We start from the raw sequence: 18450 nt of genomic DNA on the forward strand, positions 1-18450 counted from the left end.
CATTTTCTCATGCAATTATCACGAGGATACAATGACAAATTCATTCGGACGCCAGAAGCAACGTCAGTCGAAAATGAAGCTTGCAGCCTGCTCCTTTGCGTTTGTGCTCGCTGGCAGCATCTCTGTCGCTGCATGTCCGACCGAGCCATATCTTGGCGAGGTATGCATGACAGCGGCCAATTTCTGCCCCAGAGGCTATGCCCCACTGGTCGGGCAATATGAGGACGTGAACGAATACTCTGCCTTGTTTTCGCTGACGGGATGCCAATGGGGCGGCAACTGCCGCAGCACATTTCAACTACCAAATATGCAAGGACGCACCCCGATTGGTGTAGGCCAAGGTATCGGCCTCACTGACATAGACCTAGGCCAGTGGCGCGGGCGGGAATATGTCCGCCTTGCTCTTTCACAGATGCCTACGCACAATCATGCTGCAATCGCAGAGGGGGGAGCGACAGCAGAATTAGACGTGTATGATGGGCTTGGCACCTCACCGACACCAAGCGTCTCTGAGAACTACCTTCAAGCAATTGGTCAAAACCCGTTCCAGCCAAACACGACTGCCAATTTGTACGGCGCGGGTACTGGAAGTCCGGTTGAAATTGCCGGCTTTGAAGCAAGTGGTACCGTTGCTGTTGCCCTTGGTGACACTGGTGGAAGTCAACTGGTCAATGTGATGGATCCAACAACGGCACTCACATATTGCATTGCCATGGACGGCACTTATCCACCACGCAGTTAACTTTGCCTGGGTGTGCCAAAATCGGATCAGGTTTCGGCACACCCATCGCCTTGGAAGGGCTAATTTAAACCTGCAACTCGACTTCTTCGCAGAGAACTTGTCGCCAGCAACCACAAGCCACCCAACCGCCACAATCTGCACACGCGCCGTTTCTGAAGGCCCCGCATCAGCAACCACCAATACGATTTTCTCAAGCTGTATCAAACCAGAGAGCATTGTGTGATCAAAGCGCAGGCTGTTGATGAGCAGGATGGGTTTGGTTACCTCATCCATTATCTTACGTTTGCTGGAGATAACTTTAGGCGAAATGGGAATGTGACTAGGAAAAGTGCAAATCAGCGCTATGATCTACACGATTTAGGGATCTCGTCGATCAGGAAGGCATTCAACCAAAAGACACGTAGAAATGTCCATTTGGCCATGTGCTATTCTTCCGCCGTTTCTACACCAGATGAATTTACAAAGCAGAGTTGCTTCTAGAGAATTTTACCTTGGTTAGATTGCTTAAGAAGTCGACCATGCTGGGGGGGGGGCAAAGGGTGCTCAGGTTTCACTGGTCCCGAAACCAACGACTGAGCCTTGTGGGCCGATATACATTGTTATCGGTAGGCGTTGTTGTATGCGCAATTGTCGCAATCAGCTTCTTCTACCAGCGTTTTTCCAATGAACTGATTGACCGGCTTACAGGGGAGAGACTTAGCGCGCAGGTCGCGGCTACGTCAAACAAGCTCTCCGCTTTTCTCGATACGCGCATCTATCAGCTGGTAACATTGTCAAACCATCCAGCCATGCCCGCATTCATTGAGGCTCCAAACTCTCCACAGGCCGAAGAAGCTCTGACCCTGCTTCGGGTCGAGGCGGATTCTCCCGACCTTTATGGTGTCCTGTTTTTTGACTGGTACGATAATCTTGATCGACTGGTCGCCGGGCAAGCTGCATCGGGTCCACCATACTGGTCCAAAAACGGCTGGGATATTTCCGGCCTTCCGCGGGTCGAACATGAAGGCATTGAATTCATCGGTCCCAAATTGCCTGAGAATGGAAATTCCGGCTGGATTTTGATGCGGGCCCACATCCGTGATACCGGTTTGGGGCAGAACACCTCTGTCGGCCTGCATGTCCGTCTGGCATCACTGACCGAACTGTTGGCAAGTGCCGGGGTATCGGGCGTGATTGATCCGCTTTTGCGCACGCCGGGTGGCATTGTTCTTGATGCAACCGGACGCCCCACCGAAGTCAATGGCGAGCTGATCGAAGGTCCAAGCATCCTTCCGGGCTGGAACCTTGTGATGAGTGTTAGACCGGGCACTATCCTGCAACCTATTGACGAAACGCGTTTCTGGCTCGCGGTGACTGCGGCCGTAATCATTGTGGTTATACTGGCAATCTTTTTTGCCTTGTCACGCAGCCTGCGTCGACGGGTCGATACGCTTGTTCAGGGGGCACATAGTATTGCGTCGGGTGATCTCTATTATCGTCTGCCCGAAGGTCGCCGGCGCGATGAAATCAGCACAGTCGCCAAGGCCTTCAACACCATGGCCTGGCAACTTAAAGACCTGATTGATCGTACGGTGCGGGCTGAAAAGCTTGCCGTTCTGGGCCAGTTTGCCACCGGCGTTGCCCATGAAGTCCGCAATCCTCTGGCCACCATGAAAACCACTGTTCAAGCCCTTGTTCGCAAGGAACCTGATGGAGAGCGCAAGACGCTTCTGGATGATATGGGTCATCAGATTGATCGCCTGTCACGCGTGGTGAATGACCTTCTGGCCTATGGCCGACCGGGGGAAGCATGCCCCCAGGTAACAGAAATACGTGATTTGTTCCGCCAATCATCGCGGGTACTGATCCCGGTCGCCGAAGAGGCCCATGTCCGATTTTATACCAGTGGCGATTCCCGTCTGACGATCTTTGTCGACCCGGATCAGATGTTACAGATCCTGCTTAATATCGGGATCAACGCCATTCAGGCATGCCAGCCCGACGGCACGGTTAGCCTGCGAGCAGAACGCCACAAGGACCAGGTAGAAATACGCATCACCGACGATGGAGCCGGCATCCCCAAAGAGCATTTACTTGACGTTGTGCAGCCATTTTTTACCATGAAAAGCAAAGGAACCGGACTTGGCCTGACAATCAGCCAACAACTGGTCGAGTCAAATAACGGTACCATCAATATTGAAAGTGCCCCGCAAGAGGGCACGACAATCACATTGAAGTTCCCGGCAACGAAACCGGAAACTTCAAAGGAGGAAACATCGAAAAATGCCCCGCAAGATCAGGATTCTGATCGTTGATGATGAAGAATCATTCGTCCGATCACTAAACTTTGCGCTTCGTACCGAAGGCATGGATGTCACCGGCGTCCATTCCGGAGAAGATGCGTTTCTGCAAGTCCGTGAAAACAAATTCGATATCATCCTGCTTGATCTGCGCCTGCCCGGTGCGGATGGAATGGAGGTGCTTGATAGCATCCGCAAACTTGATATCGACGTGCCCGTCATCATGATTTCGGCTCATGGCGATACCCGTGCGGCGGTGAAAGCCGTCAAACTCGGTGCAGCTGACTACCTAAGCAAGCCGTTTGAACTCGATGAGTTGATCCATACGATCAACACTACCCTTGATCAAAACCGCACTGCACTTGAGCTTGATTACCACCGCAAGCGCAATGTCCCGACCAACGGACTGATCGGTGAATGTGCGCCGATGCGCGAATTGCGCACGACAATCGGCCGCGTTGCACAAAGCAGTGCCAGCCGTATCCTGCTGCAAGGGGAATCCGGGACTGGCAAGGCGCTGGTTGCGCGCGCCATTCACGGCGAAAGCCCGCGCGCTTCAAACGCCTTTATCGAAGTCAACTGTGCCGCGCTGCCAGAACAGCTGATTGAAAGCGAATTGTTTGGTGCGGAAAAGGGCTCCTACACCGGAGCGCATCAGAAACGTACCGGCCTTGTCCGGCTTGCTGATGGCGGCAGTCTGTTTCTCGATGAAATCGGCGAATTGCCCCTGGCCCTACAGGCGAAGTTTCTGCACTTCCTTGAAAACGGAGACTATCGCCCGGTAGGAAGCGAGCATTCCGCATCGGCTGATGTGCGTGTGATTGCCGCGACCAACCGCGACCTTGCGGAAGAAGTCCGTCAGGGAAATTTCCGTGAAGACCTGTTTTACCGACTGAACGTCATCACCATTGACATTCCCGCACTGCGCCACCGCGGCGAGGACATTATCAGTTTGGTCGATCATTTCGCCGATCATCAGGCCAAAGCCGAAGGTTGCCATCCGATCCACTTTGACGATGCGACCCTTGAACTGCTACGCCATCATCGCTGGCGTGGCAATGTGCGCGAGCTTAAAAACCTGATTGAGCGATTGACCATTCTTTATCCGTCCAAACAGATTTCGCCGGACCTGTTGCCGGCCGAATTCCACGCTACGGATAATAACCCGAATGATCTGCAAAGCGGGTATTCGGATGGCAATGCGCAACTGCAAGACCGCATGGACAATACCGAGCGTCATCTGGTCCAAGATGCGCTTGATCAGGCCGACGGTCATAAAGGCCGCGCAGCAGAAATCCTTGGCATTTCGCGCCATGCCCTGAAACGTCGTCTGCAACGGCTGGGCCTGCAGTAACTTATCCCCAACCCGAAGCATTTTCGACGCACCCTTGAGCGGTTTCCGCTCAAGGGTGTTTTACTGTTTGAGCGCCTAACGCTCAAATTCGCGCTCAAGACCGCTCCATGATTTTGGCCCAAAACGGTCAATCGCGCGGCTTTCCTGACTTTGCGCCGAAATTTCGCAACTGGCACAGCCTTTGCGGAATAGCGAGACAAAGGTACAAACGCGAATGGAACAACCATTCGCAGGGAGGAAAGTCATGGAGATGCTCAAACACCCGGTTTCCGGGTGCATCACCATTATTGTAGCCACGTTCGCACTGTTTGCGGCCAATACCGCACAGGCAGAACGTTTTGAGCTGGGCGCATCTGCACAGAACGCAGATGCTGTCATCGGCTGTTTGTACCCAATGACCGGACGGTCGGCCACATATGGCCGCGACAGTATTTCCGGAATCAAAATCGCACTTCAGGACCTTGAAGCCGAAGCCAAATCCGGCCTTGATGTACCCAATCTTCGCGTCATCGCAGATGATCCGCGATCAAAGGCATCCTATGCGGTTCGTCTGGCGCAGGATTTTATCACCAATGACAATGCCAAATTCTTCTGCGGCATAGTGTCATCTGGTGTTGCCCACGCCGTAAGCGACCTGGCCCGGACTGAAAAAATCATTATGGTCGGAACCGATCATGCATCATCACGGCTAAGCATCGAGGCAGGCCACGATTATTACTTCCGCGTCACCAATGACAGCTGGACATCGATGGCAGCCGGTGCCCGTTATTTACGTGATCTGCAAAAGGAAACCGGGTGGAAACGTCTTGCCTTTGTCGGACCGGATTATGATTACGGCCATGTTTCCTGGACGGATCTGCAACTTGCCCTTGATGAATTGGGTGTCGAATATGAAACCGTCGGCGACCTGTGGCCAAAGCTCTATGAGCCGGACTATTCGATCTACATCAATGCCCTGCAATCAGCAAAAGCCGACGTGGTCGTAACCGCCCTTTGGGGCGGGGATTTCATCGCCTTTATCAAACAGGCAGCCTCAACCCGGTTCTTTGAAACCACCCGTCTGGCCAATTTCGACACAGGCGCCAATTATGATGTGATGATGGCCCTTGGTGATCAACCCTATCCGGGATTGATCCTTTCGGCTCGCCATCACAATAACTGGCCCGAAACGGGCCGGAACAAGCGGTTCGTAAAACAGTTTCACGACATGACCGGGCGTTATCCGACTTATGCGGCCGAAGGCGCCTATACCGGGATCATCGCCATTGCACGCGCCATTGAAAAGGCAGGCGGCGTGGATGATGACCGCGCGCTGATTACCGCCCTTGAAGGATTGCAACTGGCCCTGCCCGAAGATCCGCCGGGCTTTGCATCCTACATCGATCCCGAAACTCACCAGATTGTCCAGGCGCAAGCCGTGGGCACGGTCGTCCACAACGAAGACTTTCCACCATCGAAACTGATGGTCGGGAATTGGGCGATCTACGATGCCGAAGACCTCAAGCCATCCAAAGAGATGGTCAAACGTCGCCGCGATGCCGTGGCAGGCGGGTCGGAGGCAGTTCCACCGCCAACTCCATGACCTTTCCCAAGGGAGGAAATAGTGAAGAACAATAAATCAAAATTCAGCAAACATCTTGTATCGGGCGTCGCAGCGCTTGCCCTTGCAGCAGGTGCAGCCGGTTCTGCATCGGCCGCTGAAAACGGCAAATTCCGCGTCGGGATCGTGACCTTCCTGTCCGGTCCGGCAGCTGGCCCGTTCGGCGTTCCGTCGGCTAATGCCGCCAAGGTTCTTGTTGAAGAACTGAACAAGGGCAACCTGCCTGCACCTTACGACAAGATCGGTATCAATGGCGCCGAAATCGAAGCCGTCATCATCGACGAGGCTGGCGGTGCGACCAAGCAGGTTGAAGAATACCGCAACCTTGTTCAGCGGCAAAAAGTCGATGCTGTCATTGGCTATGTTTCGTCGGGCGACTGCCTGGCAATCGCACCAGTTGCCGAAGAACTGAAAACCTTCACCATCGCATATGATTGCGGTACTCCCCGTCTGTTTGCCGATAACCCGGATGCACAATACATGTTCCGGACCGGTCTTGACGCATCGGTCGATAATATCGGCGCAGTTCGTTATCTGGCCGCGACCCGCCCGGACGTTACCCGTCTTGCCGGCATCCAGCAGAACTATTCGTGGGGTCAGGACAGCTGGGCTGACTTCACCGCGGCCGCATCTGCGCTCCTGCCCGAAGCCGAAATCGTCGAAGAACAGTTCCCGAAAATCTATCAGGGCCAGTACGGCGCAGAAATCTCTGCCCTGTCCGTGAAGCGCCCGGAAATCGTTCACAGCTCCTTCTGGGGTGGCGACATGGAAGCACTGGTTCTTCAGGCAAATGCCCGTGGCCTGCTTGAAGATGCAACCGGTCTTCTGACTTGCGGCGAAGCATCGTTTGCCACCTACAAAGATCAGGCCCCGAACGGCATGATCATCGGTGCTCGTGGCCCGTTCGGCCAGTTTGCCCCGGATAACGAACTGAACACCTGGTTCAAGGGTGTCTATCAAAACGCCTATGACATTGAGCCTGTCTACCCGGCAACCAAGATGGCACAGGCGATCCTTGGTCTGAAATATGCCGCCGAGAACGCCGGTGTCGCCGACAAGGAAATCCCGTCAGCAGAGCAACTTTCTGCTGCGATGAAAGGTGCAACCTTTGAATCGGTTTCAGGCACGGTTGAGATGGCGCGCGGCAATGGCCATCAGGCCATGCAGGGTATTACCTATGGTGAATATCACTACGAAGACGGCGTTGCATCAATCAAGAACGCTGTTTCGTTTGATGGCGAATGCGTAACCCCGCCCGAAGGTGTTGCGGCTGCGGACTGGATCGCAGACGGCTTCCCGGGCGCGAAATGTAACTAAGCACACACGCTCTGTTTCACTGAGCTTCCTGATCCAGCGGGCATCCCTTTTCCCTTGGGATGTCCGCCCCTTTCCCTGCACACTGGATATTTGTGATGACAAGTCTTCTTGCCGTCCTGATTGATGGCTCGATCTATGCATCGTGGCTGTTTCTTGTGGCTGCCGGCCTGACCGTGATTTACGGGGTGATGCGCATCCTGAACATGGCGCATGGCAGCTTTTATGCCATCGGCGCCTATTCAGCAGCGTCACTGGTTGGCTGGTATTTCAACAACGGCATCGGCCCGGCATGGGTCAGTTATTTGATGCTGGTTGGTGCCGCGCTGGTTGCCGGCCTGATTGTCGGTGTGATTATCGAACGCGGATTGCTGCGCCTCATGTATGGCCGCAACGAAATCCTGATGGTGATCATTACCTATGCCCTTCTTCTGATCCTTGAAGACGGTATGAAAATCGTCTGGGGTGTCAGCCCGTATTTCGCATACCAGCCTTATTCCGAACTTGGGCGCACTTCGCTCGGTTTGCTTAAGGTTTCAAATTACGACGTCGCCCTGGTCGGAGTATCCGCACTTCTTGGGCTTGGCCTGTGGGCATGGCTTGAACGCACCAACCAGGGCAAAGTCCTGCGTGCGGTGATCCATGACCGCGAAATCGCGGTTGCCATGGGCGTAAACGTGAAGCTGATGTTCACCATCACCTTTGTTCTGGGCACCACGCTGGGCGCACTTGCCGGTGCATTGACCGCACCTGCGATCTCGGTAGTACCGGGCATAGGTATTGAAGTGATTGTTCTGGCCTTTGCTGTGGTGGTGATTGGCGGCCTTGGCAGCATTGGTGGTGCTGCAGTCGGCGCCCTGCTGGTCGGACTGAGTCGTGCGGCCGCTGTTCACTACGCTCCTGAATTCGAACTATTCGTCATTTATGGCGTGATGTCGCTGGTTCTGGCGTTCCGTCCCGAAGGCCTGTTTGGCCGTACTTTGGCGAGGAAAATCTGACATGCGTCTTGATAAAACTGAAATCTCGCTCGGGCTGATCGCACTTGGCTGCGTTCTGTTCGGCTTCGTTTCGCCGGGTTGGCTGATCTTCCTTTTGACCATCGCACTGGCCAAGGCACTTGTCGTGCAGGGTGTCGTCATGCAGATGCGTTCCGGCCTTGTATCCTTCGGCCAGGGGCTTTTCTATTGCATCGGCGGCTATACTGTCGGCATGGGCGGCCAGTTCTTTGGCATTCATGATGCGGTTGCCGCCCTGTCACTTGGCATGTTTGTCGCGATTATCATCGCAATGCTGTTGGGTCTGTTACTAACGCGCTATCGCGAAATATTTTTTGCCATGCTGTCGCTGGCATTTTCGATGATCCTGTTTGGCATCCTTGTCAAAAGCCAGGAACTGGGAAGCACGGACGGCTTTAACGTTCATGACTGGACCCTGTTCGGCTGGGCTCCCGAAGCCGGTGCTGGCAGCCAGCAAACCGTCTTTACCATGACTGTGATCTCTGGTCTGATCGTTGCTGTTCTGATCCATCGTTACACCAAGGCAGGCATTGGCGTCATTTGCGAAGCTGTTCGCGAAAATGAAGTCCGTGTTGAATATCTCGGTCTTTCACCGCGCTGGTTGCTTTATGGCAACTATGTTGCTGCGGCGGCGGTATCGGCCCTTGGTGGCGGTCTGACGGCCCTGGCGACCGGCCACGTTGATCCGGAGATGGCCTATTGGACCACGTCGGGCGAATTTGTCTTCATCGCGCTTTTGGGTGGTTTGGGCCACGTGGCTGCACCATTTATTGCCGCCATCGTCTTCTCGTTCGTGCGGACATACGCCATCGAATTCGTACCTCATACCTGGCAGATGATCCTCGGTTTCACGCTGCTTGCGGTCATTATCTTCCTGCCCAAAGGGCTGTGGAGCCTGGTCAGCCGTGAAAAAACAGGAGAACGGGCATGACCTGCATTCTTGAAACACGTTCACTGAACAAGGAATTCGGCGCGGTCATCGCCGCAAAGGATTTGAACATTCAGATCAACAAGGGTGAAGTCGTTGGTGTGATCGGCTCCAACGGAGCCGGCAAGACGACCTTCATCAACATGGTGACGGGTTATCTCAAGCCGACCCGGGGCGAGATCCTATTTAATGGCAAGTCGATCATGGGGCATTCTCCGCGTGCCATCACACGTGCTGGAATGGCACGTTCCTTCCAGGTCGCTCAGCTGTTCCCCGAAATGACAGTGCTTGACAATCTGATTGTTGCGCTGGCTGCGGCCGAAAGCGCCCGACCGAGTTTCCTGAGCCCCCTTCGCAGCGATGCACGCATCGCAAGGGCTGAGGAAATCCTCAAGGAATTCGGTGTCGCAAACTATCGCGATTCAATGGTGACCGCCGTCCCGCAGGGGGCGCGTAAACTGGTTGATATCGCTATGGCATTGATCGGCAATCCACAGATGCTGTTGCTTGATGAGCCAACCAGCGGCGTCAGCATGGATGAAAAAACCGGCCTGATGGATACGGTCATGAACGCCGTGCGTCAGCATGGCGTTACCGTTCTGTTTGTCGAACATGACATGGATGTGGTCGAACGCTATGTCTCGCGCGTTCTGGCGTTCTATAGCGGCGAAATCATTGCCGATGGCGAACCTGCGGCAGTTCTCGCCGATCAGCAGGTCCGCGATCTTGTGACCGGCCATCGTCCCACCATCAAACAAGGGAATGGCGCATCATGACCCTGGAAATTCGCAATCTCGATGTTTCGATCGGCAATATTCCGATCCTGCGTGATGTCTCGCTTTCAGTACCGTCCGGCAAGATGTTTGGCCTGATCGGCCATAACGGGGCGGGCAAGACCACCCTGATGCGCGCCATCATGGGCCTTCTGGATGCAGATCAGGGCACCATCACCTTTGATGGTCAGGACCTGCGCAAGCAGCCTGATTTCGCCCGTGCCAAAACCGGCATCAGCTATATGCCCGAAGATCGCCGTCTGATCCCGTCACTGACGGTCGAGGAAAACATTCTTCTTCCGGCCTGGACCAACGGTATTGCAGACGCTGCGGAACGGTTGAAATGGGTCTATGACCTGCTGCCCGAAATCGCCCAGTTCCGGGATCGCCGTGCGTTGCAACTTTCCGGTGGTCAGCAGAAACTGGTCTCGCTCGGGCGTGCATTGATGCCCGGTCGTAATCTTCTGTTGCTTGATGAACCGTTTGAAGGGGTCGCACCGGTGCTGTCACGCCGTTTATCGGAAGTCATTTCCGATCTCGGCAGCAGTGGCCTTTGTGTCCTGATTTCTGAGTCCGATGACACCCACTCTGCCGATTTGGTGGCAGGCAGTTATCGCATCGAACGTGGCACCGTTTCCAAGGCTGAACAGGAAACCGCCTGATCCCGACGACAGCCCCGACAACAGACAAGTCAAAAGACGAGGTTCCCCATGTCAGACTTTGTGTTTGAAACAACCCCTCGCGTCATTTGCGAGTTCGACGGCGCCGTGAAACTCGGTGCGCTTTGCAAGGAGTTCGGCACAAAACGCGCTGTTCTCATCTCTGACCCGGGCTTGCAAAAGGTTGGCCTGATAGATGCTCCCTATGCCGCTCTTAAGGAGGCCGGGATTGAAACCCTGCTGTGGACTGATGTTCAGGCAGACCCGCCCGAGGAAAGCATTCTTGCCGCGGTCAAAGGTGCCCGTGACTTCAAGGCCGATATCGTCATCGGCCTGGGTGGCGGGTCATCGCTTGATACCGCAAAACTGGTCGCCCTTCTGTGTGGCAAGGATCAGAAACTTGACGAGATCTATGGCATCGGTCTGGCGACGGGTCCGCGCCTGCCGCTTATTCAGGTGCCGACCACGGCTGGTACCGGTTCGGAAGTCACCCCGATTTCGATTGTCACCACACCGACGCACGAGAAAAAGGGTGTCGTGTCCAGCCTGCTTTATCCCGATGTCGCACTGCTTGATGCCAAACTGACCATGGGCCTTCCGGCCCCGATCACGGGCATGACCGGCATTGATGCCATGGTGCACGCCATCGAGGCCTATACCACCAAGCACAAGAAAAACGCCCTGTCGGACGGACTTGCCATCCGCGCGATGCAGCTGATGACCGCCCATATCGATGATGCGGTTTCTGCCACCCCATCACGCGAAGCGCGTGAAGCCATGCTTCAGGGGTCCATGCTGGCCGGAATGGCCTTTGCCAATGCCCCGGTCGCGGCTGTTCATGCCCTTGCCTATCCTCTAGGCGGGCATTTCCATGTTCCGCATGGACACAGTAATGCGCTGGTCCTGATCGAAGTTTTGAAATTCAACCGGGATGCGGCCGTATCTCAATATGCCGAACTCGCCCGCGCCATTCTGCCGGATGAAAAGTTCGCAAATGACGATGCTGCCTGTGATCGCTTCATTACTTTCATGACCGACATGGTCGAACGCATGCCGTTCAGCCGCACCTTGCGCGAAGTCGGCGTGGCGGAAAGCGATCTCGACATGCTGGCAACCGATGCGATGAAGGTGGAACGCCTTTTGATCAACAATCCGCGTGAAATGACGTTCGACGCCGCACGCGCGATCTATGCCGCCGTGCTGTAACGAAAAGGAATAGCCACCATGACCATCCAGCTAAATGATACTGGCCTTTGGCAAACCCAGGGGCATATCGACGGCCAATGGGTCGCATCCGACAGCGGCAAGACCTTTGCGGTTGTTGACCCGGCCACCGGCGAACATCTTGCCGATGTGCCCGATATGGGTGCCGCCGAAACCCGCCGTGCGATTGATGCCGCCAATGCCGCCCTTCCGGCGTGGCGGGCCAAAACCGCCAAGGAACGCGCAAATGTGCTGCGCAAATGGTTTGATCTCTGCATGACCGCTCAAGCAGACCTTGCATTGCTGATGACCCGCGAACAGGGCAAACCCCTGGCAGAGGCATCCGGCGAAGTCGCCTATGGTGCGTCCTTCCTTGAATGGTTTGCCGAAGAAGGCAAGCGCATCTATGGCGATGTTATCCCGTCACATGGGGCGGACAAACGCATCATCACCGTCAAACAGCCGATTGGTGTTGTTGCCGCGATCACGCCATGGAACTTTCCGATGGCCATGATCACGCGCAAATGCGCCCCGGCCCTTGCCGCGGGTTGCACGGTCGTCATCAAACCGGCAGAAGATACCCCGCTGACCGCGCTTGCACTGGTCGAACTGGCCAAACGCGCCGGGTTCCCCGATGGCGTAGTCAATATCGTCACCGCATCACATGGTGCTGAAATCGGTGGTGAACTGACTGCCAACCCGATCGTGCGCAAACTGTCCTTCACCGGCTCCACGCAGGTCGGCAAACTTTTGATGCGTCAATGTTCTGATACCGTCAAAAAAGTCAGCCTGGAGCTTGGCGGTAACGCGCCGTTTATTGTCTTTGACGATGCCGATCTGGATGCGGCGGTTGCAGGTGCAATTGCCTCGAAATACCGCAATGCCGGGCAGACCTGCGTCTGTGCCAACCGCATTCTGGTTCAGGAAGGTGTCTATGACGTCTTTGCCGCCAAACTGGCCAAGGCCGTTGGTAAACTGCGCGTGGGTTTGGGCACCGAAGAAGGAGTTACCCAAGGCCCGCTGATCAATGCCAAGGCAATCGAAAAGGTCGAAGCACTGGTCGAGGACGCGGTTTCCCGCGGGGCAAAGGCTGTTCTGGGCGGTGATCGCGCCAAGCCCGACAGCAACTTCTTTACCCCGACCATCCTGACCGGGGTTACATCGGATATGCGGATTTTCTCCGAAGAAATCTTTGGCCCGGTTGCACCGCTGTTCAAATTCAGCAGCGAAGAAGACGCCATTCGCATGGCCAATGACACGCCATTTGGTCTGGCGGCCTATTTCTATGCCCGTGATATCGGCCGCATCTGGCGGGTTGGCGAGGCGCTTGAATACGGCATCGTCGGCATCAACGAAGGCATCATTTCGACCGAAGCAGCACCGTTTGGCGGGGTCAAGGAATCCGGCATCGGCCGCGAAGGGTCAAAATACGGCGTCGATGATTTCGTCGAGATTAAATATATGTGCCTCGGCGGTCTCGCCGGGAATGCCAACTGATCCCGGATAAGGAGACACATCATGAGTTTCATGTTCCGAAGCGCGCCGCGCATCGTCTGCAAAGCCGGTGGCATTGCCAAGACCGGCAGCCTGATGAAGGAACTCGGCGCCAGCCGTGTCACCATTGTCTGCGATCCCGGCATCGTCAAACTGGGCTTTGCGCAAAAGGCGCAAGATGCGCTTGAGGCCGTCGGTATCGCGGTTCAGGTCTTTTCTGACGTCGAAGCCGACCCGCCCCAGAAAATCGTCGAAGCCGCTATTGCGGGGGCACGTGACTGGAAGGCGGATGGCGTAATCGGTCTTGGCGGCGGCAGCTCGCTTGATAGTGCGAAGCTGGTTGCATTGCTCGCCAACAGCGATCAGACCATCGAAGAAATCTATGGGGTGGACAAGGCAAGCGGTGATCGCCTGCCGTTGATCCAGATCCCGACCACCGCCGGGACCGGATCGGAAGTTACATGGGTGTCCGTGATTACCGATAACGACCACCTCAAACAGGTTGTCTACACCCCGCAACTGATGCCCGATATCGCCCTTCTTGATGCGGAACTGACCTATGGCCTGCCGCAAAAGGTCACAGCGGCCACCGGCCTTGATGCCATGGTCCATGCGATCGAAGGCTATACCAGCCGCACACGTAAAAACCCGATTGCCGATGGCATGGCGGTCACCGCCCTTTCGCTGCTTGGCAAGAACCTGATGAAGGTGATTGAAAATCCGGGTGACAAGGAAGCACGCTCTGCCATGTTGCAGGGATCGCTGATTGCCGGGATGGCGTTTGCCAATGCATCGGTTGCCGCCATTCATGGATTGGCCTATCCGCTGGGCGCACGCTTCCACATCCCGCATGGTCATGCCAATGCGCTAGTCATGGCGCAGGTGATCCGCTTTAACCTGCCAGCCGCGAAAAAGCTGTATGCCGAACTCGCCCCGTGCCTGATCGAAGGGGTCGATTTCGACAGCGAAGACGCCGCCGCCGAGGCGTTCGTCAAACGGATTGAAGAAATGGTCCCGGCCAGCGGCCTTGAAATCCGCCTGCGCGATCTTGGCGTCACCGAAGAGTCCCTGCCGGAAATGGCCGAGGAGGTCTTTACAAAAATCCATCGCCTGATCGACAGCAATCCGCGCGACATGACCGCCAAGGAGATCGAGGCGATTTATCGCAGCGTTTATTAATTTGCCCGTCTGCAAACTTCGGTTTGTATCGTGGCACAAGAACCGGCGGCCTGTTTGGTCGCTTGGCCGCCGGTTCTAACGTTATCAAAATGATCAGACCGGCTTAGCGAATGGCAACCGGGTTGATGATCATCTGTACAGCGCCCTTGAGCTTGGCCTGCCCGAGAACGAACAGGAACTCGTGTGCCCGGTCTGCGGCCAGGTCCCTCGTGACGATATTTTCAAGAATATAGACACCGTTTTCTGCCAGAAGCTTCACATGGACCGGGAAGAAAGCACTGGGATCTTCATGGGGAACAGCTTCAAGCCCCCATGTATCGGCACCAACGGCGACAACACCCTGATTTGCCAACCATTCCGCTGCTTCCAGACCAAGGCCCGGTTCGGTCGTTCCGTAAAGCTCATTGTCCTTCCCGACCAAATCAAGCCATCCGGTATGGATCAGAACCACATCTCCCTTGCGAATTTCGGTACCGGCCGCTTTTTGAGCCGCCATGATGTCCTCAAGGGTGATGACATAGCCGCCTTCAAGACGATCAGTCCCCTTGATCGCAGCAACGTCCAGCAAGACTCCACGCGTTGCCATTGGTGGCACGTTTTCAATGCCAAGCTTGGTCAGGCCGGTGGCTGCGACCATGTCTTCGGCGTGGTTATTATTATAATAGGTATGATGATCACCCAGATGACCCAGACCATCAATCTGTGTCCCGACACCGAGCCAGCCGGTGAACATGTCATCGTTATAGGTTCCCGCATTGCTGCCGATTGTTTTGTTACCGCTTTGTCCGGGCGAGAAAACCGTCACAGCGACACCACGTGGTGCAAAGGCCGGCGTATCACGTGAAACTTCCATCCCCAGTGAATAGACCTTGCCTTCGGAAATCAGCTTGCTGGCTGCAAGTGTTATTTCCGAAGTCAGATAGTTCGCAGCCCCGATTTGATCATCAGGTCCAAACGGTGATGTGAACCGGTCATCAGCCGAAGCGGTACCGATTGCGCCGATAAGACCAAGCATCATGGATGCAGAGACAAGCATTTTTGCTTTTTGCATTTCTTCCTCCCTAAGTTGATAAGGACTCAGAGAACAGCAATTATAATGCCAATCAAAAGTGGTGAAAAACCTAGACAAAATGAAGAGACCGGAGCGGAATCCGATCCACCCAGAGTGTAAAATGATCGGTTACCGCTCCGGCAAAACACGCAGCCGATCGGCCTGTCTCACCAAACTGGCAATCTTTGTCATTCTAAATTTTGAGATAAAGCGATGGTGCCCCCGGGGAGAATCGAACTCCCACTCACTAGGTGAAACAGATTTTGAGTCTGCCGCGTCTACCAATTCCGCCACAGGGGCAGGCAATACAGGTGCTGTTGCGCACCGTCCATCGACGGGCGGGATAATAGCTGTAAATTTCGCGGGGTCAATGGGGCTTTGTGCAAAAATGTTACTGATTTTGCGATCCCGAACTGCGTCATTGCGATCATCGGGAAAATGCGCTTTGATCGCGCCAAGTTTCAAGGCCAAGCGCCACCCGTCAAACGATCGTCAAACAAGATAAGGCGCATTTGCCGTGATCCGCAGTCTTTATGATTGGACCATGAATCTGGCCAGCCATCGCCATGCCGGATGGGCATTGTTTTTTATTGCCGTCATTGAAAGTTCGGTTTTTCCGATCCCGCCTGACATCCTTCTGATCCCCATGATCATTGCCGCACCGACCCGGGCGTGGCGCTATGCGCTGATTTGCCTTGTCGGGTCCGTCCTTGGTGGCGTGATCGGTTATGGCATCGGGTATTTTCTGTTTGAAACGGTCGGGCGTCCGGTGCTTGAGCTGTATGGCTATGGTGCCAAGTTCGACCAGTTCCGGGACTATTATAATGACTGGGGGGCCTGGGCTGTATTTATCGCCGGGGTCACACCATTCCCCTATAAGGTGATTACGATCCTGTCCGGGGTAACCGCCCTTGATCCGCTGGTCTTTACCGTGGCATCGATTGCCGCGCGCGGTTTGCGGTTCTTTGTCATTGCGGCATTGATCTGGAAATTCGGCCCGGCGATCCGCGATTTCATCGAAAAGCGTCTGGGCCTCGTTTTCACCATATTTATCGTGGTTCTTGTTGGTGGATTTGCCGCAATCAAACTGATTCCGCACGGCTAGTTCGATGAAGACATTTCAAGGAAGACGGGATTCGGATCTACTGATGTTAAAATTGCTTCGCCCGCACTACATGCCGGCCTTTGCGCCGATTGTGCTGTTTCTGGTATCGACCGGAAGCATCGGCTTTGCCCTATATGCCCAATATGTGCAGAAATTGCTGCCCTGCATCCTGTGCCTTTATCAGCGCAAGCCGTTCTATATCGTGATCGGGCTTTCTGTTCTGGCGCTCCTTCTGATCCGCTTTCCCAAGGCAGCACGTGCCATCGTCTATCTTTGCGGGCTGACCTTTGCGGTCGGTACCGGCATTGCGATTTACCATGTCGGGGTACAGGAACTGTGGTGGCAGGGCCCGGCCATGTGTGGTGGCGTGCAAAGTGGTGCAAGCTCCCTTGCCGAGCTCAAAGCGCAGCTTCTCGCCCAGCCGATCATTCGCTGTGACAAGATCGACTGGACCCTGTTTGGCATCACCATGCCAACGGTCAATGTGTTCTTTTCAGCAGCCCTGACGGTATTTTGCCTGATCGCACCGTCGCGCTGGATGAAAAAGTAACCACATAGCTTAGTCCGAAATCACATCAGACCGCCGGTATTGAAACTGGCGGTATTGAACCGCCCTCATAAACACCGCTTGAACCCGCCCACATCCTGGGCGGGTTTGTTTTTGATCGCAAACCCGCATAACGCGATCATTTGACCACAAAATGAACGATTCTTTATTTGATAATGAGAATTGTTATTGTTTGCACGAAATTCCCGGTTATATTTGCGCAGCGATTCCCTATGCAGAATCGCCATCAGACATCATGGACCACTCGCAGATCAAAGGACCGACCCAGGATTGCCCGACATGACGTTCCATCCGCAAATGACCAGCAGGATCGAAGGTATTTCACTTCTTGATGATTTGCGTTTCCGTCGCTGGAACGCGGCCATCACGGATTTGTGGCATGTCGAATGCGAACAGGAGGCCGGTGGCACCTATGTTTCGCGTGCGCCAAGGCTTGTTGCCATTCTCGACTGCATTGGCGACGGAAATGTCGAAGTTCGGGCATCAAGCGATACAATACAGCGTGGTCACCGTGGACAAGGATGCCTGTCCTATGTCCCGGCCGGGATGGAAGTATCTTCTGAAGTGCTTGGAAAGTGCCGGCTACGCCATCTTGATATTCATCTTGATGTCAATGCGCTTGAACAAAGTATCGGCAATGCATTTGACCGGATCGCGCTTGAAACACCGCGCATCGGTTTTTGCGATCCGCGGATCAATGCACTGGTTCGACTTCTGGCCGAAGAACTCGAGAACGGTCAGCCAAGTCCGCAAATCTATGGCGAGGGTCTGATAACAGCATTGGTATCAGCTCTTCTAACACCGACTCAGACTGAAGAGCCCCAACGCAAACGCGGCAAGCTTGCCCCTTATCAGTTGCGCAAGACTGTTGACTATATTGAACAGAATTGCGGTCGCACGATCCGCCTTGATGAATTGGCGCAACTGACCGGGTTGTCACAATCCTATTTCTGCTCGGCCTTCCGGGAATCCACCGGCATGCCACCCCAGCAATGGCAGATGAAAGCCCGGGTCGAGCGGGCAAAAAACCTTTTGAAAAAGGGTGACACACCGTTGGCATCCGTCGCCGTCGGTCTCGGTTTCGCTGATCAGGCACACCTGACCCGGGTATTTCGCAAAATCGTTGGCACAACCCCTGGCGCCTGGCGCAAGGAACAACTTGCCTAATTTTTGCCAAATTCCGTT

The 18450-nt window shown here is 54.8% G+C and carries 16 protein-coding genes and 1 tRNA gene; 15 read left to right on the forward strand and 2 right to left on the reverse strand.

Features of this window, described 5'->3' with window-relative positions; all coding sequences use genetic code 11:
• The first annotated feature begins 31 nt into the window (after positions 1-31).
• From SIB88_RS19465 to SIB88_RS19520, 12 genes are all read left to right on the forward strand, one after another.
• Positions 32-742: a phage tail protein gene (locus tag SIB88_RS19465; RefSeq protein WP_412558861.1), complete on the forward strand. Its 711-nt coding sequence runs from the start codon at positions 32-34 to the stop codon at positions 740-742.
• A gap of 788 nt (positions 743-1530) precedes the next feature.
• A complete protein-coding gene (locus tag SIB88_RS19470; RefSeq protein ID WP_412558862.1) occupies positions 1531-3036 on the forward strand; it encodes a sensor histidine kinase in 1506 nt (501 codons plus the stop codon).
• Positions 3005-4375: a sigma-54-dependent transcriptional regulator gene (locus SIB88_RS19475; protein ID WP_412558863.1), complete on the forward strand. Its 1371-nt coding sequence runs from the start codon at positions 3005-3007 to the stop codon at positions 4373-4375. The genes SIB88_RS19470 and SIB88_RS19475 overlap by 32 nt, the downstream gene beginning before the upstream one ends.
• A 244-nt stretch (positions 4376-4619) precedes the next feature.
• Positions 4620-5957 (forward strand): ABC transporter substrate-binding protein, encoded by a 1338-nt coding sequence (locus tag SIB88_RS19480; RefSeq protein WP_412558864.1) that lies wholly within the window; start codon positions 4620-4622, stop codon positions 5955-5957.
• 21 nt (positions 5958-5978) lie between these two features.
• A complete protein-coding gene (locus SIB88_RS19485; RefSeq protein WP_068518374.1) occupies positions 5979-7292 on the forward strand; it encodes an ABC transporter substrate-binding protein in 1314 nt (437 codons plus the stop codon).
• 95 nt (positions 7293-7387) lie between these two features.
• Positions 7388-8287 (forward strand): branched-chain amino acid ABC transporter permease, encoded by a 900-nt coding sequence (locus tag SIB88_RS19490; RefSeq protein WP_412558865.1) that lies wholly within the window; start codon positions 7388-7390, stop codon positions 8285-8287.
• A gap of 1 nt (position 8288) precedes the next feature.
• Positions 8289-9236: a branched-chain amino acid ABC transporter permease gene (locus SIB88_RS19495; protein ID WP_412558866.1), complete on the forward strand. Its 948-nt coding sequence runs from the start codon at positions 8289-8291 to the stop codon at positions 9234-9236.
• Positions 9233-10009, forward strand: a complete 777-nt coding sequence (locus tag SIB88_RS19500) for an ABC transporter ATP-binding protein (protein ID WP_412558867.1) — start codon at positions 9233-9235, stop codon at positions 10007-10009. The genes SIB88_RS19495 and SIB88_RS19500 overlap by 4 nt, the downstream gene beginning before the upstream one ends.
• The gene (locus SIB88_RS19505) at positions 10006-10668 is read left to right on the forward strand and encodes an ABC transporter ATP-binding protein (RefSeq protein ID WP_068518370.1); all 663 of its coding nucleotides are present in this window, start codon (positions 10006-10008) and stop codon (positions 10666-10668) included. The genes SIB88_RS19500 and SIB88_RS19505 overlap by 4 nt, the downstream gene beginning before the upstream one ends.
• A gap of 48 nt (positions 10669-10716) precedes the next feature.
• Positions 10717-11871 (forward strand): iron-containing alcohol dehydrogenase, encoded by a 1155-nt coding sequence (locus SIB88_RS19510; RefSeq protein ID WP_412558868.1) that lies wholly within the window; start codon positions 10717-10719, stop codon positions 11869-11871.
• Positions 11872-11889: 18 nt separating this feature from the next.
• Positions 11890-13365 carry an NAD-dependent succinate-semialdehyde dehydrogenase gene (locus SIB88_RS19515; RefSeq protein ID WP_412558869.1) on the forward strand — a complete coding sequence of 492 codons (1476 nt, stop codon included), beginning with the start codon at positions 11890-11892 and terminating at the stop codon, positions 13363-13365.
• 21 nt (positions 13366-13386) lie between these two features.
• Positions 13387-14541 carry an iron-containing alcohol dehydrogenase gene (locus SIB88_RS19520; RefSeq protein ID WP_412558870.1) on the forward strand — a complete coding sequence of 385 codons (1155 nt, stop codon included), beginning with the start codon at positions 13387-13389 and terminating at the stop codon, positions 14539-14541.
• Positions 14542-14644: 103 nt separating this feature from the next.
• On the opposite strand, the gene SIB88_RS19525 is transcribed toward SIB88_RS19520, so the two are convergent.
• Together SIB88_RS19525 and SIB88_RS19530 are read right to left on the reverse strand one after the other, a co-directional pair.
• Positions 14645-15592 (reverse strand): cyclase family protein, encoded by a 948-nt coding sequence (locus tag SIB88_RS19525; protein WP_082817770.1) that lies wholly within the window; start codon positions 15590-15592, stop codon positions 14645-14647.
• 214 nt (positions 15593-15806) lie between these two features.
• Positions 15807-15892 (reverse strand) — tRNA-Leu (locus tag SIB88_RS19530).
• A gap of 217 nt (positions 15893-16109) precedes the next feature.
• Between SIB88_RS19530 and SIB88_RS19535 the strand changes: the two genes are divergently transcribed.
• From SIB88_RS19535 to SIB88_RS19545, 3 genes are all read left to right on the forward strand, one after another.
• The gene (locus tag SIB88_RS19535; protein ID WP_068519748.1) at positions 16110-16697 is read left to right on the forward strand and encodes a YqaA family protein; all 588 of its coding nucleotides are present in this window, start codon (positions 16110-16112) and stop codon (positions 16695-16697) included.
• A 43-nt stretch (positions 16698-16740) separates the two neighbouring features.
• A complete protein-coding gene (locus tag SIB88_RS19540) occupies positions 16741-17247 on the forward strand; it encodes a disulfide bond formation protein B (protein ID WP_228194507.1) in 507 nt (168 codons plus the stop codon).
• Between the two features lie 297 nt (positions 17248-17544).
• Positions 17545-18432 carry a helix-turn-helix domain-containing protein gene (locus SIB88_RS19545; RefSeq protein WP_412558871.1) on the forward strand — a complete coding sequence of 296 codons (888 nt, stop codon included), beginning with the start codon at positions 17545-17547 and terminating at the stop codon, positions 18430-18432.
• Positions 18433-18450 lie beyond the last annotated feature (18 nt).

The organism is Thalassospira sp. MIT121401 (assembly GCF_047125595.1).
Lineage (GTDB): Bacteria > Pseudomonadota > Alphaproteobacteria > Rhodospirillales > Thalassospiraceae > Thalassospira > Thalassospira povalilytica.